This is a genomic window from Streptomyces sp. NPDC029216, assembly GCF_040648015.1.
Taxonomy (GTDB): Bacteria; Actinomycetota; Actinomycetes; order Streptomycetales; family Streptomycetaceae; genus Streptomyces.
The window spans coordinates 1-23944 of record NZ_JBEZWL010000036.1; the positions used below are offsets into that span (position 1 = coordinate 1).

Consider the following 23944-nt stretch of genomic DNA (forward strand, 5'->3'; position numbering starts at 1 on the left):
GTGGTGATCGCGGTCTTGTTCTTCTCCAGCGCGTCCAGGTCACCCGTGAACTGCGGAATCGTGCACGGATTGATCGGTACGTGGTCGGTCACTTCTTCTCCGCCCCCGGAAGATCGACCTTCGGCTCCTTCAACGCCTCGCGCTGGGCGTTCTCGGCCTGTTCGATGTTGCCCTGGACGTACGCCGTCGTCGCCTTGATGGCCCCGTTGAGCGAGGCCTCCGTACGCGCCGAGATGTAGCCCAGCCGGTGCTGGTGGGAGGCCATGAGCTCACCCAGCGCCCCGGCGATCGGGCCCATTCCGCCGCCCTCACCTCCGGTGCCGCCGCCCGGCGTGACGGTGCCGGCGTGCTTGGCCGCCTCCGGAAGCTCCTTCTGGAGCGACGTACCCGCCTTCTGGAAGCCCTCGGCGGCGGTGATCGTCTTGTTGACGACGCCCTGCACGCCCGATGGCTTGATGTCCCAGCCCATGACCTACCCCCGTGTCCCGTGTCCCTGCTTCCGCTCCGGCCGGCGTCAGCCGATGTTGTCGACCGCCGCCTTGGCCTTCGCGAGCGTCGCCTGCGCGGTGGCGTCGTTCTGCTGCAGCGTGTTGCGCACGAGGCGGATGATGTCGCGCACCTCGTTGGCCGCCTTGTGCCAGCGGAGTTCCTTGCCGTGGTACTCGTCCGAGACGCCGTCGGCCTTGAACTCGGCCATCGCCGCCTTCACGGCCGTCTCACGCTCGCCGAGCACCCGCTCCAGCTGGCCGATGATCGTGCCGAGGCCGCCCTGGACCTCCACGGAGGCGCCGACGTCGTACGAGGTGCGGTCCTGGTTCTGTGCCATGTCTTCTCAATCCCCCGGTTCTCAGCGCGCGCCGAAGCGGGCGGCGTCGAAGTTCGCGGAGCCCATGTTCTGGTGGGCGTTGTCACCCTGCTCGTGGTCACCGGTGGTGAACGCGGTGTCCATCCCGGACTGGCCGCCGAGGATGGCGCGCAGCGAGCCGTTCAGCTCGGCGGTGATGGCGTCCGAGCGCCGCTTGAACGAGTCGAAGGCGGACCGGCCGACGCCGTTGAACTTGCCTTCCAGCGGGTCGGCGGCCGCGATCAGCAGCTTGATCAGCGTGCCGAGGTCGTCGCTGGAGCCACTCGTGGCCTTGCCCAGCTCGGACAGCGTCGTGCTGCCCATGTCGAACTTCATTCACCCACCCCTGACGTGTTGTGCCATCACTTGCGTGCATACCTGTCTACCGAAGGGACGTTGCGAACACAAACACGGTTTCACTTGGCCAGAACCTCTGTCCGAAAATCACCCTAGGCCGGTTCCAGCCCCTCCAGGACCTCGCGCACGTACGCGTTCCCGGTCTCCCGCAGGCGCGCCGCCAGCGCCTCCCGGGCCGGTCCCCGGAGCCGGCCGACGGCGCCGGCGGCGTGCCGGAGGGTGCGCCCCGAGGGGCTGTTGCCGAGCAGCTCCAGGAGCAGGTCCACGGCGAGGTCCCCGTCGACCCGGGTCACCGCGCACGCCAGGTCGGCGAGTTGGGTCTCCACGTCGAAGTGGAAGCGGTCCCCGGCGGCGACCGCGGCGATGCCGCGGGCGATGACCTCGCGGATCTCCGGCAGGCAGGCCCGTACGACGTCCGCCTCCAGGAGGTCGCCCAGCCGGTCGTCGAATCCCTCGCGGTCGGCGAGCCCGATCAGGGCGCGGAAGGTCTCGGTCCGGAGCTCCGTGGTGCCCTTCTGCTCGGCCAACTCGCGGCTGTCTGCGGCGGCTTCGGCGAAGAGGCCGTAGCTGCGGTCCGCCGAGAACCAGCGGTCGGTGGAGCAGCCGTACCAGGGGGTGGCGCGGGGGTCGGCGGCCGCCCGGACGACGGCCCGGTAGCCGGCCGGCTCGGCCCAGGACACCAGGGCGACGAGGGCCAGCATCCGCTCGGCGTCGTCCGCCCCGGGGTCCCCGAGGAGGGCGGTCAGGCCCGGGACGCGCTCCAGGGCCCTGCCGGGTTCGTCGTGGCCGTCGTAGATCACGTCGTAGGGGTCGTCGGCAGGGGTGCCGTCGAAGCCGGTGCCGAGGAGTTCCTCGTAGGGCGTCGTCACGTCAGGTCATCCACCGGTCGGGGCGGGCCGCGGCCCGGGAGGTGCGGGAGCGGACCGCCTGGGCGCGGAGCAGCGCGGCGGCCTCGTCGGACCCGCGGAGCCGGGCGGTGACGGTGTTGCCCGCTCCGGTGTCCACGTGCAGATCGGCCACCCCGCAGACGCGTTCCCAGGGGCCCTGCGTACGGCGCACGCTCTGCACCTTCGCATGGGGAACGATCTCGGTACGCCGGCACAGGCGCCCGCGCCGGGCCGCGAAGAGCTCCTCCGAGACGGCCAGCCCGTACCCCTTCCACCACACCGGCACCACCCACCGCGAGCCCCCGCGCGGGGCCGGGACGAAGGCCAGGGCCCGCGGGTCCGCGCCCGGCAGGACGCGGGCGGTCAGGGCGTGGGCGGCGGCCCGGGTGGCGACCGGGACCAGGACCCCGTTCTTCGAGCCGGCCACGGCCAGCTCCACCCGGACCCAGCCGCGCCGCCGCCACAGCAGCGGCTCCACGATCCGTACGGTCTGCACGCGCCCCGGCGGGACGGTCTCGTGGGCCCGGTCGAGCAGCCCGTGGTCCAGGCGCAGCCCGTCGGGGGACTCGGCGACCCGCCAGTCGTACCCGGTGAGGAAGCGGGCCGCGGTGCCCTTCCAGGCCGCGCCCAGCAGCGGCAGCAGGGCGGCCAGGGCCGCCCAGGGGTTGGAGCTGAGCGCCCACACGAGCACCGGGCCGCCGAGCCCCGCGGCCAGGGCGGCCCACACGTCGAGGCTGAGCAGCAGGGAGACCACCAGGTCCCGTACCGGCACGCGCAGCAGCTCCCGCTCGGGGGCCTCGCCGAGCGCGGTGGCCTCGGCGGGGGCGAAGCCGGCGGCTCGGGCCAGCAGCTCGGCGCGCAGCGCGACCGCGTCCCGTTCGGCGAGGAAGGCCAGCTCGTCCTTCTCCTCGGTGCCGACGACGTCGAGCCGCAGCGCGGCCACCCCGGCCACGCGGGCCAGCAGGGGGCGGGTGACGTCGATGGCCTGGATGCGGTCGAGGCGGATGTGGGCGGTGCGGCGGAAGACCAGGCCGGTGCGGATGCGCAGCTCGGTGGCGGTGACGGCGTAGTGGGTGAACCACCAGCTGAGGAAGCCGTACGTGCCGAAGACGAGGACGGCTCCGCCCAGCGTCAGCAGGCGCAGCCACACGGGCAGGGCCAGCGCCCACTCCTGGGCCCGCTCCCCCTGCTGGGCGACGACGCCCGCGGTGGCGGCGATCGGCACCCAGGCCCGCCGCAGCGGGGTCAGCACGTGCAGCCGCCGCTCGCCGCCTTCCTCCGGGGGCGCGGCGGGGCCCGTCACAGGCCGGCCGATCGGGCCTCGCCGAGCTCCGTCAGCCGGTCGCGGAGCCGCTGCGCCTCGGCCGGGGCCAGGCCCGGGATCTTGGCGTCCGTGGCCGCCGCGGCCGTGTGCAGCTGTACGGAGGCCAGCCCGAAGCGGCGCTCCAGCGGGCCCGAGGTCACCTCCACCAGCTGCATCCGCCCGTACGGGACCACCGTCTCCTCCCGCCACAGCACCCCCCGGCTGATCAGCAGGTCGTCCGCCCGCTCCGCGTACCGCCAGGAGCGCCAGTTCCGCCCGAGCAGCACCCACCCCCACCCCAGCGGCAGCAGCCAGACCGCCCCGAGCGCCGCCCACCCCGCGCCGGCGAACAGACCCAGCGGGAGCGCCGTCGCCACCGTGAGGAGGGCCGTCCACAGCACCAGCAGCAGCCGCCGGAGGGACAGGAGCCCGCCCGGCAGTCCGACCCATTCGGGTCGGTCCGTCTCACCCGTCGTCCCCGTTTCCATGCCCCCACCCTAGGACTGCGACAATGCGCCCATGACGGAGACCACGGTCGGCATCGGCGGCGCGGCGGAGAGCACCGACATGGTGCTCAACATCGGACCGCAGCACCCTTCCACCCACGGCGTGCTGCGCCTGCGGCTCGTCCTGGACGGCGAGCGGATCGCCAGCGCGGAGCCCGTGGTCGGCTACATGCACCGCGGCGCCGAGAAGCTGTTCGAGGCCCGTGACTACCGCCAGATCATCATGCTCGCCAACCGCCACGACTGGCTGTCCGCCTTCTCCAACGAGCTCGGCGTGGTCATGGCCGTCGAGCGGATGCTCGGCATGGAGGTCCCCGAGCGGGCGGTGTGGATGCGGACGCTCCTCGCCGAGCTGAACCGGGTCCTGAACCATCTGATGTTCCTCGGGTCGTACCCCCTCGAACTGGGTGGAATCACCCCGATCTTCCACGCGTTCCGCGAGCGCGAGGAGCTCCAGGCCGTCATGGAGGAGATCTCCGGCGGCCGCATGCACTACATGTTCAACCGGGTCGGCGGCCTCAAGGAGGACCTCCCGGCCGGCTGGCTCGGCCGGGCGCGCGCCGCGATCGCCGACGTCCGCACCCGCATGGACGTGTACGACAAGCTGGTCCACGGCAACGAGATCTTCCGCGGCCGCACCCGCGGCGTCGGCGTCCTGTCCGCCGAGGCGGTGCACGCGTACGGGGTCTCCGGGCCGATCGCCCGCGCCTCCGGCGTCGACTTCGACCTGCGCCGCGACGAGCCGTACCTGGCGTACGGGGAGCTCCAGGACGTCCTGAAGGTGGTCACCCGCACCGAAGGCGACTGCCTGGCCCGCTTCGAGGTGCTCCTCGACCAGACGCACAACGCCCTCGACCTGGCGGTGGCCTGCCTGGACCGGATGGCGGAGCTGCCGCCGGGGCCGGTCAACCAGCGGCTGCCGAAGGTGCTGAAGGCTCCGGAGGGGAGCACGTACGCCTGGACGGAGAACCCGCTCGGCATCAACGGCTACTACCTCGTCTCCAAGGGCGAGAAGACCCCGTACCGGCTGAAGCTGCGCAGCGCCTCCTTCAACAACATCCAGGCCCTGGCCGTCCTGCTGCCCGGCCAGCTGGTCGCGGACATGGTGGCGATCCTGGGCTCCCTCTTCTTCGTCGTCGGCGACATCGACAAGTAGGACCTGACAGTCGGGCCACCGCCCCGGCCGGACGGGGCCGGGACCGCCCTAGGGTCTCCGGCATGACCACTCCCACCCGCGACGACGTCGCCCCCTATCTGCGCAGGCTCGGCATCCCCGACCCCGGGGCGCCCTCCACCGAGGGGCTGTACGCGCTGGCACGCGCCCACGTCGAGCGCGTCCCGTTCGAGAACACCGGGATCCAGCTGGGCCGGCCCCCGGGCATCGACCCCGCGCTGTCCGTACGCGGGATCGCCGCCGGGCGCGGCGGGTACTGCTTCCACCTCAACGGGGCCTTCGCCGCGCTGCTGGAGGCGCTGGGGTACGAGGTGACGCGCCACCTCGGCGGGATGCACGCCGACCCGGAGTCCCGGGACGCGGGCGGCGACCACCTCGCCCTGACCGTACGGGTCGACGGGCAGGTCCACTTCGTCGACGTCGGCATGGGCGACGGCCCCTACGAGCCGCTGCCGCTGCGGGCCGGCGCGTACGAGCAGGGCTTCGCGTACCGGCTGGAGCCGACCACGGTGACCTGGGACGAGGGCGGGAGCGAGGGGGCGGGCTGGAGCCTGCACCGGGAGGGCGTGCCGACGCCGCGCATGAACTTCCGCTCGGCACCGGCGGCCATGGCCGACTTCGAACCCACGCACCGGCGGCTGTCCACCGACGAGGACTCCCCGTTCCGCCAGTCGTTCGTCATGCTGCGGCGCAGCGGGCGGGGCATCGACCGGCTGCACGGCCGCATGCTCATCCACACCGCTGTGGACGGCACGCGCACGGCACGGGAGCTCACCACCGCCGAGGAGTTCTACGGGGCCGTCACGGAGGTCTTCGACCGGCCGCTGGACGACCTGGACACCGGGGACCGGGCGGCCCTGTGGGCCGCGGTGACCCGGGCCCACGAGGCGTGGCGCGCGGCGAAGGCGGGGGCCGGGGCGGGGGCCGCGGGCTGACGGGACCGGCGGGGCCGGGCCGGCGGGGTGGGTGTCGGTGTGGCAGGGCAGACTTGGGGCATGTCCGCTTCGCCCCGACGGGCCTGCCCCTCCTGCGGCCGCGACTGCGCGGTGACGGCAGGCCGGATCGCCCGCCACGACCCGCCGGCCGGGCGCCGGGCCGGCCTGGTGTCCTGCCCCGGCTCCCGGGCCCGCGTGGTGCTCGGCGCCTCCGCCCCGACCCTGGACGGCTTCACCCTGGGCCCCCACCCGGGCCAGCTCCCGCTGTTCTGACGCGGCGCCCCGGCGCGTCGGCCTAGGCCGACGCCCCCGGCACCACCGCCTTCGGCGCGCCCAGCAGCCCCAGCAGGCGGACGGTGCCGTCGGCGCCGAAGCCCTCGTCGACCCCGCGCCGGTACAGCTCGGCGTGGGCGGCGAGGATCGCGGTGTCCACGCCGGAGTCGGCAGCCGTGTGCAGGACGTGCTCCAGGCTCGCCGCGCACATCGCGAGGCGGGCGTGGGTGCCGTCGTGGTCGTCGGCGTCGACGAGCGGCGCGGAGCCCTCGTAGAAGCCGCGCATGCTGTCGGCGGTGTAGCCGGCGTACGGGAGGACGTCGGCCGCCGTCAGGCCGTTGGCGCGGGCGACGGCGAGCGCCTGGTACCAGCCGGTGTACGCGGTCCAGAACATGATCATGTTGAGCTGGTAGTACAGCTGCGCGTGGCCGGGGTCGGCGCCCCGGTAGTCGGTGGCGGCGAGGACGTCGAGCGCGGCGCGCTGCTCCTCGTACACCTCCCGGGGGCCGCTGACGAAGATCGAGGCGCCCTCCTGCCCGATGCCGGTCGGCGGCACGTTGACCCCGCCGGTGAGGTACGCCGCCCCGCGCTCCCGCGCCCAGTCGGAGGCCGCCCGCGCCTTCTCGGGGACGTCCGAGGAGAGGTTGGCCAGGACGCGGCCGTCGAGGTCGGCGTCGCCGAGGGCGGTGTACACGGCGTCCACGTCGATGAGGCTGACGACGCTCAGCGGGCTCGCGGCGACGGCCTCGGCGGCGCCGGCGGCCCGCCGGGCCCCGCGGGCCAGCAGGTCTTCGTCCTTGCCGGGGCTGCGGTTCCAGACGGTGACGGCATAACCGGCGTCGAGGTAGGCGGAGGCCATGGCCCGGCCCATGGGACCGAGACCGATGATCGAAACCTGGTTCATGACGGAGTTCTCCCCACGAGGATCGGTCTAGAACGCACGCTCTATCCAGCGCCCGGGGCGACCGTAGCACGGGACTAGAACGAGCGCTCTATCCAATATCGGGGATAGACTTCCCCGCATGGCAGCGACAGGGACAGCGGCTACAGCGGCGGCGAAGCAGAAGAAGCAGGCGGAGCCGGGCACGCGCGAGAGGCTGGTGAGCACCGCCTCCCGCCTCATGCAGCACGGCGGCTACGAGAGCACCCCGGTCAAGCAGCTCGTCCGCGAGGCGCAGGCCACGCTGGGCTCGCTCTACCACTTCTTCCCCGGCGGCAAGCAGGAGCTCGCGGTCGCCGCGATCGGCTACGGGGACACGGAGTTCGCCGCGATGCTCGGCGCGGCACTGGACTCCGACCCGGACGCGGCACGGGCGATCGAGGCGGCCGCCGGGGTGCTGGCGGACGCCCTCGCGGCCTCGGACTGGCGCGACGGCTGCCCGGCGACGGCCACGGCCCTGGAGTCGGTGGGTCGGCTGCCCGAGCTCCAGGAGGCCTGCGCGCGGTCCTTCGGACACTGGCAGGAGCTGGTGGCGGCGAAGCTGCGGGCCTCCGGCATCGGCGAGGAGGACTCCCGCGACCTGGCGGTGACGGTGATCGCCGCCCTGGAGGGCGCCGAGATGACCTCCCAGGTCACCCGGTCCCGCACCCCGCTCCTCCTGGTGGGCCGCCACCTGTCCCGCCTGGTGGCGTCCTACACCGTCTGACGGGACGCGGACGCGGCCGGGCTAGGAGATGGCCGTGCGGAGGCGGACCACGTCGATCGGCTCGGTCTCGTCGTGGGCCGTCAGGTCGATCACCTGGCCCACCGCCCGCTGCTCCTCCGTCGCCGGCTTGAACTCCGCTCCGGCCTCGTCCTGCACGGACTCCGCCTTGTGCGCGGCCAGCGCCTCCGCCCCGACCACGTCCGCCAGGTCCTCGTTCTGCACGGACTCGATCGCCGCACGCGCCTGCGCGGTGTTCTTGGTGCCGAAGAAGTCGAAGCCCCCCTCGACGCGCGAGGCGGACCGCCGCTGGGCCGCGTACGGGGCCACCGGCGCCGCCTGGCGCCGCGCCGGAACCGTCGCCGGCGTACGGCCGTGCGCCGCCGGGGCCAGTTCCTTCGGCGCGGCGGGAGCGGCGGGACCGGCCGGAGCGGCGGCCGCCGCCTCCGCCTTCTTCAGCAGCGCGGCCATCGCCGCGTTGGCCCGTGCGTACCCGACCGCCGTCGGCGCCCCGCTGCCGGTCCGCTCCTCCGACACCGCCGGAAGCTCCTTCGGCGCGCCCGACCCGGGCGCCCCCGCGGCCTCGATCGCCAGCAGCCGCCGCTTCTCCAGCGCACTGGCCCGCTCGGTCTCGGCCGTGGCGTACCGGCGCAGCAGCGCCGCGTGTTCCCCGCGCAGGCCGGCGAGTTCGACCCGCTTGGCGCGCAGCTTCGCGTCCAGCTTGGCGCGCAGGACGCGGGCCTCTTCGAGGTCGGATTCGAGCTCGGCTATCCGCTCGTCCGTCTTCCACTCGTCCTTGACCCGCTCGCGGGCCAGCTCCGCCACCCGGCGGCCGGCCGCCCGGTCCCAGGAGCGCATCAGGACGGCGCCGCCGACGCCCGCGGCCGCCGTGAGGGCCACGAGCAGACGCAGCGCGAGGGGTTCCGCGAGGAGCCAGGCCGCGCCGGCGCTGGCGACGGAAACCCCGCCGACGGCCGTCGGCGTGAGAAGTCGGTGCAGGGGCTCGGGATTGCGGTGACGTCCACGGGGCATGGCCTGAAATTTACAGGGCGTGGACCCCGCGTGGGGTACCCGCTCGGCAATCTCTTCCCGCGCGGTTACCCCACATGTGGCCATCAAACGTGTAACCGTTACTTCTTCAGAAGACCCTTGGACTCCAGATAGGCCTTCGCGACGTCCGCCGGCTTCGCCCGCTCCGCGTCCACCTTGCGGTTCAGTTCGACGAGGTCGGCGGTGGTGAGCACCTTCGTCAGCCGGTCGAGCGCGGCCGCGATCTCCGGCGCCCCGGCGTCCTTGGCGTTGACGACCGGCAGGACGTTGTCGGCGTTCTGGAGCTTCTTGTCGTCCTCCAGCAGGACCAGACCGAAGCCGTCGAGGGTGGCGTCGGTGGTGGTGGTCAGCACCAGCTGGTCCACCCCGTCCTTGACGGCCTGCTTGGCCTGCGGGGTGCCCACGCCCTTGGGGTCGATACCGGAAACCTGGATTCCGTACGTCTTCTCCAACCCCGGGGCGCAGAAGGGGCGGACGGCACATTCGTCGCCCGCCGCGATCTTCACCTTCTGGCCGGACCTTCCGAGATCGGAAAGCGTCTTGAGGCTGTTCTTCTGGGCGAATTCCCGGCTCACGGCGAAGGCGTTCTGGTCGACCGCCGCGCCCGCCGGAAGCACCTTCAGCCCCAGCGGCGCCGCGAGCTTCTCCAGGGCCGCCGCCGTCGCCGCGGCGTCGCTGGACGCGACCGGCTTCTCCTTCGGCGCGCTCGGGCCGTTCACCTTGGCGTTGAGGAACTCCGCGAGGGTGGCCGCGTACTCCGGGACGACGTCGATCTCGCCCTTCTCCAGCGAAGGCTCGTACAACTCGCGGTTGTTGACCGTGGTGATGGAGGTGTCGTAGCCCGCGTCGCCGAGGAGCCGCGCGTACAGCTCGGCCAGCACGTTGGACTCCGTGAACCCGGCCGCGCCGATCACCAGCCGGCCCTTGGCGCCACCCCCGGACGAGGAGGAGGACGAGGAGGAACCACCGTCCTTGGCCTTCTCCAGGCTGTCGCCCCCGCACGCGCTGAGCGAAACGGTCAGGGCCACCGCGCCCAGGGTCGCGCCGAGGATGCGCGTGGACTTGCTCATCATGCTCCTTGGAGATCAGGGGATGCGGGAGAAATGGAAGGAAAGGAAGAAAAGGCAGGAATACGACGGGGAGGCCGGTCAGCGCGGAGCCGGTCGGCCGCGCCGCAGCAGCAGCCGGTCCGCCGCCACCAGGACGCCCTCCACCAGCAGGGCCAGCAGGGCGACCAGCAGGGCGCCCGCCACCACCTGCGGGGTGTTGTACGTGTTGAACCCGGCGGTGATGATCCGGCCCAGCCCGCCCTGGCCGACCATCGCGGCGATCGTGGCGGTGGCGATGACCTGCACGGCGCCCGAGCGCAGCCCGGTCATCACCAGCCCCCGCGCCAGCGGGAGTTCCACCCGCCAGAACAGCTGCCCGCCGGACATGCCCATGCCCCGGGCCGCCTCGACCACCGACCGGTCCACCTCGCGCATGCCGACGTACGCGTTGGTCAGCAGCGGCGGCACGGCGAACAGCACCAGCGCGACGACGGTCGGCAGGTAGCCCGCGCTGCGCAGCGGCGAGACCATGAACAGGGCCAGCACCGCGAACACCGGTACGGCCCGCCCCACGTTGGAGACGTTCACCGCGAGCGCCCCGCCCCGGCCCACGTGCCCGAGCCACAGCCCCACCGGCAGGGCCACCGCGCAGGCGACGCCCAGGGCGATCCCGCTGACCAGCAGGTGCTCGGCGAGCCGGTGCCAGACACCGCTCTCCCCGGACCAGTTGGCGCCGTCCGCCAGCCAGTCGCAGGCCTTCGTCAGGACTCCCACGGCTCAGGCCCCCTTCGCCCGCGCGGGCCGTCCGGCGCGGGTCCACGGGGTCAGCAGCCGCTGGAGGCCGAGCAGCAGCAGGTCGGCCGCGAGGGCGAGCAGCACGCACAGCACGGAGGCGGTGAGCACCTGGGCCTTGAAGGAGCTGTTGACGGCGGGGGCGATCAGGTTGCCCAGCCCGCCCTTGCCGACGATGGAGCCGACGGTGGTCAGCGCCACGGTGGAGACGGTCGCGATCCGGACGCCGGCGAGCAGCGCGGGCAGCGCCAGCGGCAGTTCGACCTGCCACAGCAGCCGGGCCGGGCCGTAGCCCATACCGCGCGCGGCCTCCCGCACCTCCTCGGGGACGGCCTCCAGGCCGGCCAGCACGTTGCGGACCAGGATGGTCAGCGAGTACAGCACCAGGCCGGTCACCACGAGCGCCGCCGAGAGCCCGAAGAAGGGCAGGAGCAGGGAGAACATGGCGAGCGAGGGGACCGTGTAGAGCACGGTGGTCAGGCCGAGGACGGGGGCCGCCCAGCGGCGGCCGCGGCGGGCCAGCAGCGCGAGCGGGACGGCGACGGTTATGCCGATGGCCACCGAGAGGGCCGTGATCCAGACGTGTTCGAGGGTGGCGTCGGCGAGTTCGGGGGCGCGGGAGCTGACGTAGTCCCAGCAGATCCAGTCGTTCGCCACCAGGCAGTTCCGTACCGCCACACCAGCCACCCCCCTCTCTCTCCTCGCACACGCGTACCCAAAGACCCGGTCAGTGCGACCATAACCCCCGCCGCCCGCATTGGCCGGAATCATTCGCACACGTGCAACACTCCCCTCACAAAGCCTTCGCCCGTCCGAGCACACCGGTGGGGGAGGATGGCGGGGTGATCCGATTCGAGCATGTGACCAAGCGCTACCCCGATGGAACGACGGCCGTCGAGGACCTCTCGTTCGAGGTGGCGGAGGGCGAGCTGGTCACGCTGGTGGGCCCGTCCGGCTGCGGCAAGACGACCACGATGAAGATGGTCAACCGGCTCATCGAGCCCACCTCGGGCCGGATCCTGCTGGACGGCGAGGACGTCTCCGCCGCCGATCCGGTCGAGCTGCGCCGCCGCATCGGGTACGTCATCCAGCAGGTCGGGCTGTTCCCGCACAAGACGGTGCTGGAGAACACGGCGACCGTGCCCCAGCTGACCGGCACCCCCAAGGCGAAGGCCCGCGCGCGGGCGGCCGAGCTGCTCGAACTCGTCGGCCTGGACCCGGCCGTGTTCGGCAGCCGCTACCCCGAACAGCTGTCGGGCGGGCAGCGCCAGCGCGTCGGGGTCGCCCGCGCGCTCGCGGCGGACCCGCCGGTGCTGCTGATGGACGAGCCGTTCGGCGCCGTGGACCCGGTGGTGCGCGAGCGGCTCCAGAACGAGTTCCTGACCCTGCAGAGGACGGTCCGCAAGACGATCCTGCTCGTCACGCACGACCTGGAGGAGGCCGTCCGGCTGGGCGACCGGATCGCGGTCTACGGGGCGGGCACCATAGAGCAGTTCGCCCGCCCGGCGGCGGTCCTCGGCGCGCCGGCGACCGACTACGTGGCCTCCTTCGTCGGCGCCGACCGGGGGCTCAAGCGGCTCGCGGTCACCCCGGTCGCGGAGGCCGATCTGACGCAGGCGCAGGAGGGCGAGGCACCGGCCGGCTCGGTGGCGCTGGGGGCGTCGCTGCGCGAGGCCCTGGCGGCCCTGCTCCAGGAGGACGCGGGGCGGATCGGCGTCACGGACCCGGACTCCGGCGCGCTGGTCGGCGTACTGACCCCGGAGGGCGTCCACCGCGCCCTGCGGCGGGCCGACCCGCCCGCGGCATGACGAAGGGCCCGACGGACGTCGGGCCCTGACCACGCGCGAGCACGGACGGCTCGGTACTGCTCAGGCTCAGGCCTGCATACGGCTGCTCATCCACACCAGCATCGGCGGGATCTCGCGGCGCCAGGTGTTGAAGTTGTGGCCGCCGCTGTCGAGGATGATCGACGAGACCCGGTCCGGACCCTTGACCAGCTTGATGAACTTCCTGGTGTCGTTCAGGTTGTCCTCGCCCTTCTCGCTCGTGGTGACGAGGAACGAGGTGCCGGACGGCTTCTTGTTCTCCACGCTCCACAGCACGTCGGAGGCCTTCTTCAGCTTCTCGTCGCCGTGGAAGAGGTCACCGGTCGTCGGGTCGTCCGCCGCCTTGTAGTACGCGGACAGACCCGCGGCGGCGCCGAAGGTCTGCGGGTGGTGCGCGGCGATCTTCAGGGCGCAGTAGCCGCCCGTGGAGTTGCCGATGAAGCCCATGTTCTGCGGCTTCTTGCCGACCCGGAACGTGCCCTGGATGGCCTGCGGCAGGTCCTGCGCGAAGAAGGTCTCCGTCTGCGGGCCGCCCGGTATGTCCACGCACTCGGTGTCGCGCGGCGGCGCGATCGTCGGGCGCAGCATGACCAGGATCATCGGCTTCATCTTCCCCTGCTTGGCCTGCTTGAAGGCCGTCATGGGGTAGTTCAGCCCTTTGATCAGGTTCTCCGCGGTACCCGGGTAACCCGTCAGGACGATGGACGCGGGGAAGTTCTTGTCCTTGTGCTGCGGCTGGAAGTACTCCGGCGGGAGCCAGACGTAGCCGGGACTCGTTATCTTCGACTTCTGCCCCGTGATGGCGACCTTCAGTATCTGGCCGCCGACCTGGGGCTGGCCGCCACCGGGGACGTCCAGCTTCTGCTTGTCGAGGACTTTGATGTCCTTGCTGCTCATCGAGTGGTCGACGACCTTGCCGATGGACGTCTGCTGACCGAACAGGTCGGCCCAGGAACCGTAGAAGAGGAACGACTTGTTGGCGGCCAGACCGACTGCCGAGAACAGCGCCAGCTGGGTCGCGAGCAGGAGGCCGACCCGGCCGAGGACCGACCGCCAGGTGCGGCCCGAGAGCTTCGGCCAGAGCCAGACCGTCACCGCGAACAGTGCTACACCCGCGATGATGGCCAGGACCAGAACGGCATTACTGGTGAGACCCATGAGCAGTCAGTCGACTTTCTGATGGCAGGACTGGATTTTTCCGACGGAAGAGTGAACCCGCTCCTCCTCGATGTCGTCCTAGTGGACGCACCACACTCCGGAGGCTGTCGCGGCCTTCGGCCACATGATCTCTCGCGGAGCAACGGGAAGCGATGTCTAGCAGGATAGATGGCGATAAGTCGGGACAGGTTCCGAGTAAGGTCCGGCGAATCTTCCGCGGACCCAGGCCCGAGTCGGTGCCCGGTCTCGTAGGTACGGCCGTCATGATCGTCGGCCTTCTGGACATCGCGGCGGGCGTTTTCCCGCGATTCCGCCACAGCCGGGTCCACGCGGTCACCGAGGTGCTGCCCGGCTCCCTGGGCCCCTTCGCCGCGGCCCTCTCCATCAGCGCGGGCGTCCTGATCCTGTTGCTTGCGCACGGGCTCAAGCGGCGCAAGCGGCGTGCCTGGAGGGCCTCGGTCGTCCTGCTGCCGGCCGGTGCCGTCGCGCAGTTCGCCTACCGGCACTCGGTCATCGGCGTGGTCATCGCGGCGGTGCTCCTCGCCCTGCTCGTACGCCATCAGGGTGAATTCAAGGCCCTGCCGGACCCGCGCAGCCGCTGGAAGGCGCTCGCGAACTTCGTGCTGATGAGCGCCGGCTCCATCGGCCTGGGCCTGGTGATCGTCAACGTCCACCCGAACAAGGTCGTCGGCCACCCCAGCCTGTACGAGCAGATCACCCACGTCGTCTACGGCCTCTTCGGCTTCGAGGGCCCCGTCGACTACTCCGGGCGGGTGAGCTGGACCGTCGGCTACTCCCTGGGCGCCCTCGGCATGCTGACCGCCGTCACCACGATCTACCTGGCCTTCCGCCCCGAACACCCGGCAGCGCAGCTCACCGCGGACGACGAGCAGAAGCTGCGCGAACTGCTCGCCAAGCACGGCGGCCGCGACTCGCTGGGCCACTTCGCGCTCCGCCGCGACAAGGCCGTCGTCTTCTCCCCCAGCGGCAAGGCCGCCGTCACCTACCGGGTGGTCTCCGGCGTGATGCTCGCCTCCGGCGACCCCGTCGGCGACGTCGAGGCCTGGCCCGGCGCCATCGAGCGGTTCATGGAGGAGGCCAAGGCCCACTCCTGGACCCCGGCCGTCGTGGGCTGCAGCGAGACCGGCGGCGAGGTCTGGACCCGCGAGACGGGCCTGGACGCGCTGGAGCTCGGCGACGAGGCCATCGTCGACGTCAAAGACTTCTCCCTCGCCGGGCGCCCCATGCGCAACGTCCGCCAGATGGTCAAGCGCATCGAGCGCAACGGCTACACCACCAAGGTCCGCCGGGTCAGCGAGCTGAACGAGTTCGAGCTCGCGCAGGTGCGCGGCGCGGCCGAGGCCTGGCGCGGCACCGACACCGAGCGCGGCTTCTCCATGGCCCTGGGCCGGATCGGCGACCCGGGCGACGGGGACTGCATCATCGCCACCGCGCACCGCGTGGAGGAGGGCGACAGCAGCCCGTTCGGCGACCTGAAGGCCATCCAGCACTTCGTGCCGTGGGGCAAGGACGGCATGTCGCTGGAGATGATGCGGCGCGACCGCGCCGCCGACCCGGGCATGAACGAACTGCTGATCGTCGCTTCCCTGCAGCAGGCACCCGAACTGGGCGTCGAGAAGGTCTCCCTGAACTTCGCGATGTTCCGCGCGGCCCTCGCCCGCGGCGAGAAGATCGGCGCCGGGCCGGTCCTGCGCGCCTGGCGCAGCCTGCTCGTCTTCCTCTCGCGCTGGTTCCAGATCGAGTCGCTGTACAAGTTCAACGAGAAGTTCCGCCCCCGCTGGGAGCCGCGCTTCATGGTCTACCGGCACCACCGCGACCTGCCCCGCATCGGCTTCGCCGTGATGCAGGCGGAGGGCTTCGTCACCCTGGCCCTCCCCCGCCTGTTCGAGAGCCGCCGCCGCCCGAAGCAGGCCCGGCCGTGCGCCCACACCGCGACGCCGATCCCGGCGCAGCAGGACCGCGAGGTCCAGGCCGCCTGACCCCTGCGGGGCCGCCACCCCGAACGCCCCCGAGCCCACCCGGGCCCGGGGGCGTTCCGCTGCGCGGGGCAGCCGTTCCCCGGGGGACCGCTGCGGCAGGGGCGGGGATCTACCCTGGACCCCATGAACACCACCGCCCCCCGGGGCCACGTGGCCGGCCTCCCCGACTGGGACCGCTGCGCGGTCATGGGCGTCGTCAACGTCACCCCCGACTCCTTCTCCGACGGCGGCCGCTGGTTCGACACCACCGCCGCCGTCAAACGCGGCCTCGACCTCGTCGCCCAGGGCGCCGACCTCGTCGACGTCGGCGGCGAGTCCACCCGCCCCGGCGCCACCCGCGTCGACGCCGAGGAGGAGCTCCGCCGCGTCGTCCCCGTCGTCCGCGGCCTCGCCTCCGAAGGCGTCGCCGTCTCCGTCGACACCATGCGCGCGAGCGTCGCCGAGCAGGCCGTCGCCGCCGGCGCCCGCCTCGTCAACGACGTCAGCGGCGGCCTCGCCGACCCCCGCATGATCCCCGCCGTCGCCGCCACCGACGTGCCCTTCGTCGTCATGCACTGGCGCGGCTTCAGCGACACCATGAACAGCCTCGCCGTCTACGACGACGTCCTCGGCGAGGTCACCGCCGAGCTCCGCACCCGCATCGACGCCGTCGTCTCCGGCGGCATCGCCCCCGAGCGGATCGTCGTCGACCCCGGCCTGGGCTTCGCCAAGAACGCCGAGCACGACCTGGCCCTCGTCGCCCGCCTCCCCGAGCTGCGCGCCCTCGGCTTCCCCGTCCTGGTCGCCGCCTCGCGGAAGCGTTTCCTCGGCCGGGTCCTGGCCGGCGCGGCCGACGCCGCCCCGCCGCCCGCCCGGGAGCGGGACGCCGCCACGGCCGCCGTCTCGGCCATCGCCGCCCACCAGGGCGCCTGGGCCGTACGGGTGCACGAGGTACGGGCGACCGCCGACGCGGTTCGGGTGGCCCGCGCCGTGGAAGGGGCTCTGTGACCCGCCGGACCGACCGGACCGACAGGACCGACCGGACGCACAGGGAAGGGGAACGGTGAGCCGTACCGACATCGAAGCCGTCGAAGAGGTCAACGCGGCCTTCTACGAGGCCATGGAGCGGGGGGACTTCGACGCTCTGTCGGCGCTCTGGCTCGACGACGAGATCTCCTGCGTCCACCCGGGGTGGCCGGTGCTCTCCGGGCGGGGCGAGGTGCTGCGCTCGTACGCGCTGATCATGTCGCACACCGAGTACCTCCAGTTCTTCCTCACCGACACCAAGGTGGCCCTCATAGGCGACACCGCCCTGGTCACCTGCACCGAGAACATCCTCAGCGGGGGCCCCGCCGAGGAGGCCGGGGAGCTCGGTCCGCTCGTCGGCCAGCTGGTGGTCGCCACGAATGTGTTCCGACGCACACCGGAGGGGTGGCGACTGTGGTCCCACCACGGTTCTCCGGTCCTCACGGACTCCGATGACGAGGAAGAAGAGACCTCCGACTGACCCCAAGGGCGGGGTCGAAGGTTTATCGCAGGTAAATTCGAAGGTGGACGACGCCGACCGCACTCGGCGTAGGCCCAGGGCCCCGGGAGTCCCGGGACCGGAAGCACCTACGAAACAGGAGTGATTCGCGTGGATCGTGTCGCGCTGCGCGGCCTCAAGGCTCGCGGGCACCACGGCGTCTTCCCCCGGGAGCGCGAAGAGGGCCAGACCTTCATCGTCGACCTCGTGCTGCACCTGGACACCCGCCCGGCGGCGGCCGGGGACGACCTGGCCAAGACCGTGCACTACGGGGTCGTGGCCGAGGAGGTCGTCGACGTCGTCCAGGGCGAGCCCGTGGACCTGATCGAGACCCTCGCCGAGCGGATCGCCCAGCAGTGCCTCAAGCACGAGGCCGTGGCACAAGTGGAGGTCGTCGTCCACAAGCCGGACGCGCCGATCACCGTCCCCTTCGACGACGTGACCATCACGATCACCCGGAGCCGCGTGTGAACAACGGACAGAACGCCCAGAGCGACCCCACGGTCCAGCCCGTCCCCGCCTCCGTCGTCGAGGCGGTCGACGCGGCCGACGTCACCCTCTCCAACCCCAAATGGGCCGTGATCGCGCTCGGCGCGAACCTCGGCAACCGCCTGGAGACCCTCCAGGGCGCCATCGACGCCCTCGGCGACACCCCCGGGCTGCGGGTCAAGGCCGTCTCCCCCGTCTACGAGACCGAGCCGTGGGGCGTCGTGCCCGGCTCGCAGCCCTCGTACCTCAACGCGGTCATCGCGCTGAAGACCACCCTGCCGCCGTCCTCGCTGCTGGAGCGGGCGCACGCCGTCGAGGAGGCCTTCGACCGGGTCCGCGAGGAGCGCTGGGGGCCGCGCACCATCGACGTGGACATCGTGGCGTACGCCGACGTGGTCTCCGACGACCCCGTCCTCACCCTCCCGCACCCCCGGGCGCACCTGCGGGCCTTCGTCCTGGCCCCCTGGCACGACATCGACCCCGACGCGCAGCTCCCCGGCCGCGGCCCGGTCGCCGGCCTGCTGGCCGCGATCGGCCAGAGCGGGGTCACGGCACGGCCCGACCTGGAACTCCGTCTCCCGGAATAGCCGTTAGCGTGTTCAGGTAGCAGTCACTGAACAGGGGACGGGCAAAGTGAAGCAACTGAGGCCGGCGGTCCTGGCGGGCATCTTCGTGATCGCCGGGGTGCTGTCCTGGGCGGGCGCCCGCCTGTGGAACGCCTACGGCACCCTGCCGGGCGTCCCGCTGGCCGCGCCGATCGTGCTGGCGGTGATCGCCGTCGTGCTGTTCGCCACGGCCCTGTCGCTGCGGGCCCGTCTGAAGGCCCAGCGGGACCGCCGCCCGGGGGCCAAGGGCGTGGAGCCGCTGATGGCGGCCCGCGCGGTGGTCTTCGGCCAGGCCAGCGCGCTGGTCTCGGCCCTGGTCTCCGGCATGTACGGCGGGGTCGGCGTGTTCCTCCTGACGGACTCCCTGGACGTCCCGGCCCGCCGCGACCAGACCTGGTACGCGGGCGGCTCGGTCCTGGCGGGCGCCGCGGTGATCGCCGCCGCCCTCTTCCTGGAACACGTCCTGAAGCTCCCGGAGGACGAGGACCCGTCCAAGGCCCGCGCGGCGGCCTGACCGCCGGGGCTCAGGGGTAGCGGGGGCCCAGCCACTCCCAGAGCGGGCGCGGCCCGGGCCCGTGGTACTCCCAGTCGCAGAACTGGAGGTCCTCCAGGAGACCGTCGTACGCGAACAGCGTCGCCTCGCCGTCGTAGCCGCCGTCCGCGGCCAGCAGGGGGGCGCTGGCCACCGGCCCGAGCCCCCGGCCCGTCGGGGCGGCCTCCAGGGCCTCCGTGGCCACCCTCAGGTACACGCAGGGGCAGGAGCAGCCGCTGTCGCGCATCTCGGCGTACGGGATCTGCGCCCGCAGCCCCCGGTGGAGGTCGGACGGGCCGTCGAGCAGCAGCTCCAGCGTCCGCCGGACGTCCTCGCTCAGCGGCTCCCAGCCGGGCTCCCCGGCCGGCGGCCCGGCCACCGGGTCAGCGCGCCATGATCAGGCTCATGGCCTCGTTGCGGGTCGCGGGGTCGCGGAGCTGGCCGCGGACCGCCGAGGTGATGGTCTTCGCGCCCGGCTTGCGGACGCCGCGCATGGTCATGCACATGTGCTCGCACTCGATGACCACGATGCAGCCGCGCGGGTCCAGGATCTCCATCAGGGAGTCGGCGATCTGTGTGGTCAGCCGCTCCTGGACCTGGGGGCGGCGGGCGAAGACGTCGACCAGGCGGGCCAGCTTCGACAGGCCGGTGATCTTGCCGTCGCTGGACGGGATGTAGCCGACGTGGGCCACGCCGTGGAACGGGACCAGGTGGTGCTCACAGCTCGACATGACCTCGATGTCCTTCACCAGGACCATCTCGTCGTGGCCGAGGTCGAACGTCGTGGTCAGGACGTCCTCGGGCCGCTGGTACAGACCGGCGAATATCTCCCTGTACGCCCGCGCCACGCGTGCCGGGGTCTCCAGGAGGCCTTCGCGGTCCGGGTCCTCGCCGACCGCGATCAGGAGCTCGCGGACGGCCGCCTCGGCGCGCTTCTCGTCGAACTCGCCGATCGTGCCCTCGTCACCGGTCAGGGTCACTGGGTCGGTCATCTCATCCTCGTTCCTGTGTGCGGACGGCCCCGTACGAAATGTGCCGCCAAACGTGCCGCGCCCCCCAGGCTAGAACCTGGGGGGCGCGGCATCCATTCCGGGCCTGATCAGGCCTCCGGGCGGTCCTCCGGGGAGGACTCCGGGGCCTTCTCCACCGACACGGCCGTCTGGGCCGAGGCCGAGGTGCCGTTGGCGGCGTTCGTCAGCTGGAGCTCCTTGGGAGAGAGCACCGGCGGACGGGTGGAGGGGGTACGGCGGGCCGAACCGGTCCACGCCGGGCGGGCCGGGCGCTTCACGATCGTGGAGAAGATCTCGGCGATCTCCTCCTTGCCCAGCGTCTCCTTCTCCAGGAGGGCGAGGACGAGGTTGTCCAGGACGTCCCGGTTCTCGACCAGGATCTCCCAGGCCTCGTTGTGCGCGGTCTCGATGAGCTTCTTGACCTCTTCGTCGACCAGCGCCGCGACCTCTTCCGAGTAGTCCCGCGGGTGCGACATCTCGCGGCCCAGGAACGGCTCGGTGTTGTCGCCGCCGAACTTGATCGCGCCGAGGCGCTCGGTCATGCCGTACTGGGTGACCATCGCGCGGGCCGTCGCCGTGGCCTTCTCGATGTCGTTCGCGGCGCCCGTGGTCGGGTCGTGGAAGACCAGTTCCTCGGCCGCGCGGCCGCCCAGCATGTACGCGAGCTGGTCGAGCATCTCGTTGCGGGTGGTCGAGTACTTGTCCTCGTCGGGCAGGACCATGGTGTAGCCCAGGGCCCGGCCGCGGGACAGGATCGTGATCTTGTGTACCGGGTCGGAGTTCGGGGAGGCCGCCGCGACCAGGGCGTGTCCGCCCTCGTGGTACGCGGTGATCTTCTTCTCCTTGTCGGACATGATCCGGGTCCGCTTCTGCGGGCCCGCCACGACGCGGTCGATCGCCTCGTCCAGCATGTGGTTGTCGATCAGCTTCCTGTCCGAGCGGGCCGTGAGCAGCGCGGCCTCGTTCAGGACGTTGGACAGATCGGCACCGGTGAAGCCGGGGGTGCGGCGGGCGACGGCCGAGAGGTCGACGTCCGGGGCGACCGGCTTGCCCTTCTGGTGGACCTTGAGGATCTCCAGACGGCCCTGCATGTCCGGGCGGTCGACCGCGATCTGGCGGTCGAAGCGGCCCGGGCGCAGCAGCGCCGGGTCGAGGATGTCCGGGCGGTTCGTGGCGGCGATCAGGATGACGCCGCCCTTCACGTCGAACCCGTCCATCTCGACGAGCAGCTGGTTGAGGGTCTGCTCGCGCTCGTCGTGGCCGCCGCCGAGACCCGCACCGCGGTGCCGGCCGACGGCGTCGATCTCGTCGACGAAGACGATCGCCGGGGCGTTCGCCTTGGCCTGCTCGAACAGGTCACGGACGCGCGAGGCGCCGACGCCGACGAACATCTCGACGAAGTCGGAACCGGAGATCGAGTAGAACGGGACGCCGGCCTCGCCCGCGACGGCACGCGCGAGCAGGGTCTTGCCGGTTCCGGGCGGGCCGTAGAGCAGCACACCCTTGGGGATCTTGGCGCCGACGGCCTGGAACTTCGCCGGCTCCTGGAGGAACTCCTTGATCTCGTGGAGTTCCTCGACGGCCTCGTCCGAGCCCGCGACGTCGGCGAACGTCGTCTTCGGCGTGTCCTTGGTGATGAGCTTGGCCTTGGACTTGCCGAAGTTCATGACCCGGGAGCCGCCGCCCTGCATCTGGTTCATCAGGAACAGGAAGACCAGGACGATGAGGACGAAGGGCAGGAGCGAGAGCAGCACGCTCAGGAACGGGCTGGTCTTGTCCGGCGTGACGGAGTAGCCGTCCGGGATCTGACCGGCTTCGTACTTGTTCTGGAGGTTCTGGGCGAGCTGGACGCCCTGGTCCCCGATGTAGTTGGCCTGGAACTTGGTCCCGCTGTTGTTGGGGAGCTTCTGGCCCTTCTTCAGCTCGATCTTGATCATCTGGCTGTCGCCGGTGGTGAGCTTGGCGCTCTCCACCTGGCCACTGTTGATCGCCTTGATGACCTCGCTGGTCTCCACCGACTTGTAGCCGCCGCCGGAGCCGACGACGTTCATCAACACGACCACGGCGAGGACGGCCAGCACGATCCACATGACCGGCCCACGGAAGTATCGCTTCACGTCCATCCATACGGGGTGCCAGGCACCCCGTCCCTCCTGCCCGTAGGTAAATGCTGCTGTGAGTAAAGACTGTTCTTCGGAATGTACCTCTGTATTGTCACCCGCGGCCTCGTGGGACGGCTGACAGACCCGCCTTCTCCTCACAACGGCGGGCGACGCCCCCAGGTTCCCCCGGGGGCGCTACCGGTGACTACAGGGTCTCAGCCGCCGTAGACGTGCGGGGCGAGCGTGCCGACGAACGGCAGGTTGCGGTACTTCTCCGCGTAGTCGAGGCCGTAGCCGACGACGAACTCGTTCGGGATGTCGAAGCCGACCCACTCGACGTCGATGGCGACCTTGGCGGCCTCGGGCTTGCGCAGCAGCGTGACGACCTTGAGGGAGGCCGGCTGGCGGGAGCCCAGGTTCGACAGCAGCCAGGACAGGGTCAGGCCCGAGTCGATGATGTCCTCGACGATCAGGACGTGCTTGTCCTTGATGTCGGTGTCCAGGTCCTTGAGGATCCGCACCACGCCCGAGGACTGGGTTCCGGCGCCGTACGAGGACACCGCCATCCAGTCCATGGTGAGCGGGGTGGACAAGGCGCGCGCCAGGTCCGCCATCACCATCACGGCGCCCTTGAGCACACCGACGATGAGCAGGTCCTTGCCCGCGTACTCCGCGTCGATCTTCGCGGCCAGCTCGGCCAGCTTCGCGTCGATCTCTTCCTTGGTGATGAGCACCGACTGGAGGTCGCTGCCCATGTCCTTCTCGTCCACCCGCATCACTTTCGTTGTCGGCCGGGGCTCCGGAGGGCGTCCCCGGAGGACTCAGCCGTGTTTCAGCACCAATCAGCCCTGCCGGATGACAAGTCTGCCACCCTGCCGCTGGGCCTCGACGCGGCCGGGCAGGTTGATGGCCCCCTGGCCCCGCCATCCGGTGATGAGCCGGTCGACTTCCTCGATGTGGCGGGCGAAGAGGGAGCCGGCGGGGGAGCCCGCCGCGACCACGGCGCGGCGCAGCACCCGGCGGCGCACGGCGGGCGGCAGGGCGTACAGCTTGGCGCACTCCAGGCGGCCGTCCTCGTCGCGTACGCCGGCCTCGGCCTCGGCGGCCCAGGCGTCGAGGGCGTCGGCGTCGTCCCGGGAGAGCTGGGCGGTGCGGGCGAGCGCCTCCACGACCCCCTTGCCGAGCGCCTTCTCCAGGGCGGGCAGTCCCTCGTGGCGCAGCCGGGAGCGGGTGTAGGCGGGGTCGATGTTGTGCGGGTCGTCCCAGACGGGGAGGGACTGGACCATGCAGGCCTTGCGGGCGGTCTGCCGGTCGACCTGGAGGAAGGGGCGGCGGTAGCGGTGGGTGCGGCCGGGGCCCCCGGAGACTTCGGCCATGCCGGACAGCGAGCGGATGCCGGAGCCGCGGGCGAGGCCCAGCAGGACGGTTTCCGCCTGGTCGTCGCGGGTGTGGCCGAGCAGGACGGCGGCGGCGCCGAGCCGGTCGGCGGCCTCGTCCAGGGCGGCGTAGCGGGCGTCGCGGGCGGCGGCCTCGGGTCCGCCGTCGCGGCCGACGCGCACGGCGACGGACTCCACCGGGTCGAGGCGGAGCGCGGTCATGCGGCTGACGACCTCCGCGGCGCGCAGGTCGGAGCCGGCCTGTAGGCCGTGGTCGATGGTGATGCCGCCGGCCCGGATGCCGAGCTTGGGGGCTTCGAAGGCGAGGGCGGAGGCGAGCGCCATGGAGTCGGCGCCGCCGGAGCAGGCGACGAGCACCAGCGGCGGGGCGCCGGCCGCGGCACGCGGGCCCGCGGGCCCGTGGGTGAGGTCGGTGAGGACGTCGTGGAGTACGCGGCGGACCGCCAGGCGTATCGCCGCGACCGCAGGATGGGGACCCATGTCCGGTGCCCTTCGTGGAGTTCGGATG

28 protein-coding genes are annotated in these 23944 nt (G+C 72.0%); 11 read left to right on the forward strand and 17 right to left on the reverse strand.

Going from position 1 to position 23944, the window contains the following annotated elements:
- Positions 1–88: 88 nt before the first annotated feature.
- The 6 genes from AB0F18_RS15770 to AB0F18_RS15795 all read right to left on the reverse strand — a co-directional run bounded on the left by AB0F18_RS15770 (position 89) and on the right by AB0F18_RS15795 (position 3879).
- On the reverse strand, positions 89–469 hold the full coding sequence (locus AB0F18_RS15770) for a DUF6507 family protein (protein ID WP_362060115.1): 381 nt from the start codon (positions 467–469) through the stop codon (positions 89–91).
- Between the two features lie 45 nt (positions 470–514).
- Positions 515–826 (reverse strand): pore-forming ESAT-6 family protein, encoded by a 312-nt coding sequence (locus AB0F18_RS15775; RefSeq protein WP_362060118.1) that lies wholly within the window; start codon positions 824–826, stop codon positions 515–517.
- 21 nt (positions 827–847) lie between these two features.
- Positions 848–1180 (reverse strand): hypothetical protein, encoded by a 333-nt coding sequence (locus AB0F18_RS15780; protein WP_362060121.1) that lies wholly within the window; start codon positions 1178–1180, stop codon positions 848–850.
- Positions 1181–1293: 113 nt separating this feature from the next.
- The gene (locus tag AB0F18_RS15785) at positions 1294–2070 is read right to left on the reverse strand and encodes a hypothetical protein (protein WP_362060124.1); all 777 of its coding nucleotides are present in this window, start codon (positions 2068–2070) and stop codon (positions 1294–1296) included.
- 1 nt (position 2071) lies between these two features.
- Positions 2072–3391 carry a PH domain-containing protein gene (locus AB0F18_RS15790; RefSeq protein WP_362060127.1) on the reverse strand — a complete coding sequence of 440 codons (1320 nt, stop codon included), beginning with the start codon at positions 3389–3391 and terminating at the stop codon, positions 2072–2074.
- A complete protein-coding gene (locus AB0F18_RS15795) occupies positions 3388–3879 on the reverse strand; it encodes a PH domain-containing protein (RefSeq protein WP_362060130.1) in 492 nt (163 codons plus the stop codon). Before AB0F18_RS15795 ends, AB0F18_RS15790 begins: the two co-directional genes overlap by 4 nt.
- Before the next feature lie 31 nt (positions 3880–3910).
- On the opposite strand from AB0F18_RS15795, the gene AB0F18_RS15800 reads away from it, so the two are divergent.
- The 3 genes from AB0F18_RS15800 to AB0F18_RS15810 all read left to right on the forward strand — a co-directional run bounded on the left by AB0F18_RS15800 (position 3911) and on the right by AB0F18_RS15810 (position 6279).
- On the forward strand, positions 3911–5053 hold the full coding sequence (locus AB0F18_RS15800; RefSeq protein WP_362060133.1) for an NADH-quinone oxidoreductase subunit D: 1143 nt from the start codon (positions 3911–3913) through the stop codon (positions 5051–5053).
- 62 nt (positions 5054–5115) lie between these two features.
- Entirely contained in the window at positions 5116–6006 is an 891-nt protein-coding gene (locus tag AB0F18_RS15805; protein WP_362060136.1) for an arylamine N-acetyltransferase, read from the forward strand.
- Between the two features lie 60 nt (positions 6007–6066).
- Positions 6067–6279, forward strand: a complete 213-nt coding sequence (locus AB0F18_RS15810; protein WP_344169714.1) for a hypothetical protein — start codon at positions 6067–6069, stop codon at positions 6277–6279.
- 22 nt (positions 6280–6301) lie between these two features.
- Here the strand turns inward: AB0F18_RS15810 and AB0F18_RS15815 are convergent, their stop codons facing one another.
- Complete coding sequence (locus AB0F18_RS15815) at positions 6302–7183, reverse strand: NAD(P)-binding domain-containing protein (RefSeq protein WP_362060139.1); 882 nt, start codon at positions 7181–7183, stop codon at positions 6302–6304.
- 118 nt (positions 7184–7301) lie between these two features.
- On the opposite strand from AB0F18_RS15815, the gene AB0F18_RS15820 reads away from it, so the two are divergent.
- A complete protein-coding gene (locus AB0F18_RS15820; protein ID WP_362060142.1) occupies positions 7302–7925 on the forward strand; it encodes a TetR/AcrR family transcriptional regulator in 624 nt (207 codons plus the stop codon).
- Between the two features lie 21 nt (positions 7926–7946).
- Here the strand turns inward: AB0F18_RS15820 and AB0F18_RS15825 are convergent, their stop codons facing one another.
- From AB0F18_RS15825 to AB0F18_RS15840, 4 genes are all read right to left on the reverse strand, one after another.
- Positions 7947–8954 carry a hypothetical protein gene (locus AB0F18_RS15825; protein WP_362060145.1) on the reverse strand — a complete coding sequence of 336 codons (1008 nt, stop codon included), beginning with the start codon at positions 8952–8954 and terminating at the stop codon, positions 7947–7949.
- A 98-nt stretch (positions 8955–9052) separates the two neighbouring features.
- Positions 9053–10042: an ABC transporter substrate-binding protein gene (locus tag AB0F18_RS15830; RefSeq protein WP_362060148.1), complete on the reverse strand. Its 990-nt coding sequence runs from the start codon at positions 10040–10042 to the stop codon at positions 9053–9055.
- Between the two features lie 78 nt (positions 10043–10120).
- A complete protein-coding gene (locus AB0F18_RS15835) occupies positions 10121–10795 on the reverse strand; it encodes an ABC transporter permease (RefSeq protein WP_362060151.1) in 675 nt (224 codons plus the stop codon).
- Between the two features lie 3 nt (positions 10796–10798).
- Positions 10799–11491, reverse strand: a complete 693-nt coding sequence (locus AB0F18_RS15840) for an ABC transporter permease (RefSeq protein WP_362060246.1) — start codon at positions 11489–11491, stop codon at positions 10799–10801.
- Positions 11492–11655: 164 nt separating this feature from the next.
- Here AB0F18_RS15840 and AB0F18_RS15845 point away from each other — a divergent pair, with 164 nt between their 5' ends.
- Positions 11656–12621, forward strand: a complete 966-nt coding sequence (locus AB0F18_RS15845) for an ATP-binding cassette domain-containing protein (RefSeq protein WP_362060154.1) — start codon at positions 11656–11658, stop codon at positions 12619–12621.
- A gap of 66 nt (positions 12622–12687) precedes the next feature.
- Here AB0F18_RS15845 and AB0F18_RS15850 read toward each other — a convergent pair whose 3' ends face one another.
- Positions 12688–13797, reverse strand: coding sequence for an alpha/beta hydrolase-fold protein (locus tag AB0F18_RS15850; protein ID WP_362060156.1), 1110 nt, complete (start codon positions 13795–13797; stop codon positions 12688–12690).
- 152 nt (positions 13798–13949) lie between these two features.
- Between AB0F18_RS15850 and AB0F18_RS15855 the strand changes: the two genes are divergently transcribed.
- The 6 genes from AB0F18_RS15855 (at position 13950) to AB0F18_RS15880 (ending at position 18909) form a co-directional block, all read left to right on the forward strand.
- The gene (locus AB0F18_RS15855) at positions 13950–15797 is read left to right on the forward strand and encodes a phosphatidylglycerol lysyltransferase domain-containing protein (RefSeq protein WP_362060159.1); all 1848 of its coding nucleotides are present in this window, start codon (positions 13950–13952) and stop codon (positions 15795–15797) included.
- Positions 15798–15920: 123 nt separating this feature from the next.
- The gene (gene folP, locus AB0F18_RS15860; RefSeq protein WP_362060162.1) at positions 15921–16784 is read left to right on the forward strand and encodes a dihydropteroate synthase; all 864 of its coding nucleotides are present in this window, start codon (positions 15921–15923) and stop codon (positions 16782–16784) included.
- 55 nt (positions 16785–16839) lie between these two features.
- Positions 16840–17283, forward strand: coding sequence for a nuclear transport factor 2 family protein (locus tag AB0F18_RS15865; RefSeq protein ID WP_362060165.1), 444 nt, complete (start codon positions 16840–16842; stop codon positions 17281–17283).
- 129 nt (positions 17284–17412) lie between these two features.
- Positions 17413–17772 carry a dihydroneopterin aldolase gene (gene folB / locus AB0F18_RS15870; RefSeq protein ID WP_042809414.1) on the forward strand — a complete coding sequence of 120 codons (360 nt, stop codon included), beginning with the start codon at positions 17413–17415 and terminating at the stop codon, positions 17770–17772.
- The gene (gene folK / locus AB0F18_RS15875) at positions 17769–18377 is read left to right on the forward strand and encodes a 2-amino-4-hydroxy-6-hydroxymethyldihydropteridine diphosphokinase (RefSeq protein ID WP_362060168.1); all 609 of its coding nucleotides are present in this window, start codon (positions 17769–17771) and stop codon (positions 18375–18377) included. Before folB ends, folK begins: the two co-directional genes overlap by 4 nt.
- 46 nt (positions 18378–18423) lie before the next feature.
- Complete coding sequence (locus tag AB0F18_RS15880) at positions 18424–18909, forward strand: DUF3180 domain-containing protein (protein WP_362060171.1); 486 nt, start codon at positions 18424–18426, stop codon at positions 18907–18909.
- A gap of 10 nt (positions 18910–18919) precedes the next feature.
- Here AB0F18_RS15880 and AB0F18_RS15885 read toward each other — a convergent pair whose 3' ends face one another.
- The 5 genes from AB0F18_RS15885 to tilS all read right to left on the reverse strand — a co-directional run bounded on the left by AB0F18_RS15885 (position 18920) and on the right by tilS (position 23916).
- The gene (locus AB0F18_RS15885; RefSeq protein WP_362060174.1) at positions 18920–19306 is read right to left on the reverse strand and encodes a hypothetical protein; all 387 of its coding nucleotides are present in this window, start codon (positions 19304–19306) and stop codon (positions 18920–18922) included.
- Positions 19307–19310: 4 nt separating this feature from the next.
- Positions 19311–19919 (reverse strand): GTP cyclohydrolase I FolE, encoded by a 609-nt coding sequence (gene folE / locus AB0F18_RS15890; protein ID WP_362060177.1) that lies wholly within the window; start codon positions 19917–19919, stop codon positions 19311–19313.
- A gap of 107 nt (positions 19920–20026) precedes the next feature.
- Positions 20027–22060, reverse strand: coding sequence for an ATP-dependent zinc metalloprotease FtsH (gene ftsH, locus AB0F18_RS15895; RefSeq protein ID WP_362060180.1), 2034 nt, complete (start codon positions 22058–22060; stop codon positions 20027–20029).
- Positions 22061–22254: 194 nt separating this feature from the next.
- Complete coding sequence (gene hpt, locus AB0F18_RS15900; protein ID WP_267034220.1) at positions 22255–22815, reverse strand: hypoxanthine phosphoribosyltransferase; 561 nt, start codon at positions 22813–22815, stop codon at positions 22255–22257.
- 66 nt (positions 22816–22881) lie between these two features.
- A complete protein-coding gene (tilS, locus tag AB0F18_RS15905) occupies positions 22882–23916 on the reverse strand; it encodes a tRNA lysidine(34) synthetase TilS (RefSeq protein ID WP_362060183.1) in 1035 nt (344 codons plus the stop codon).
- Positions 23917–23944 lie beyond the last annotated feature (28 nt).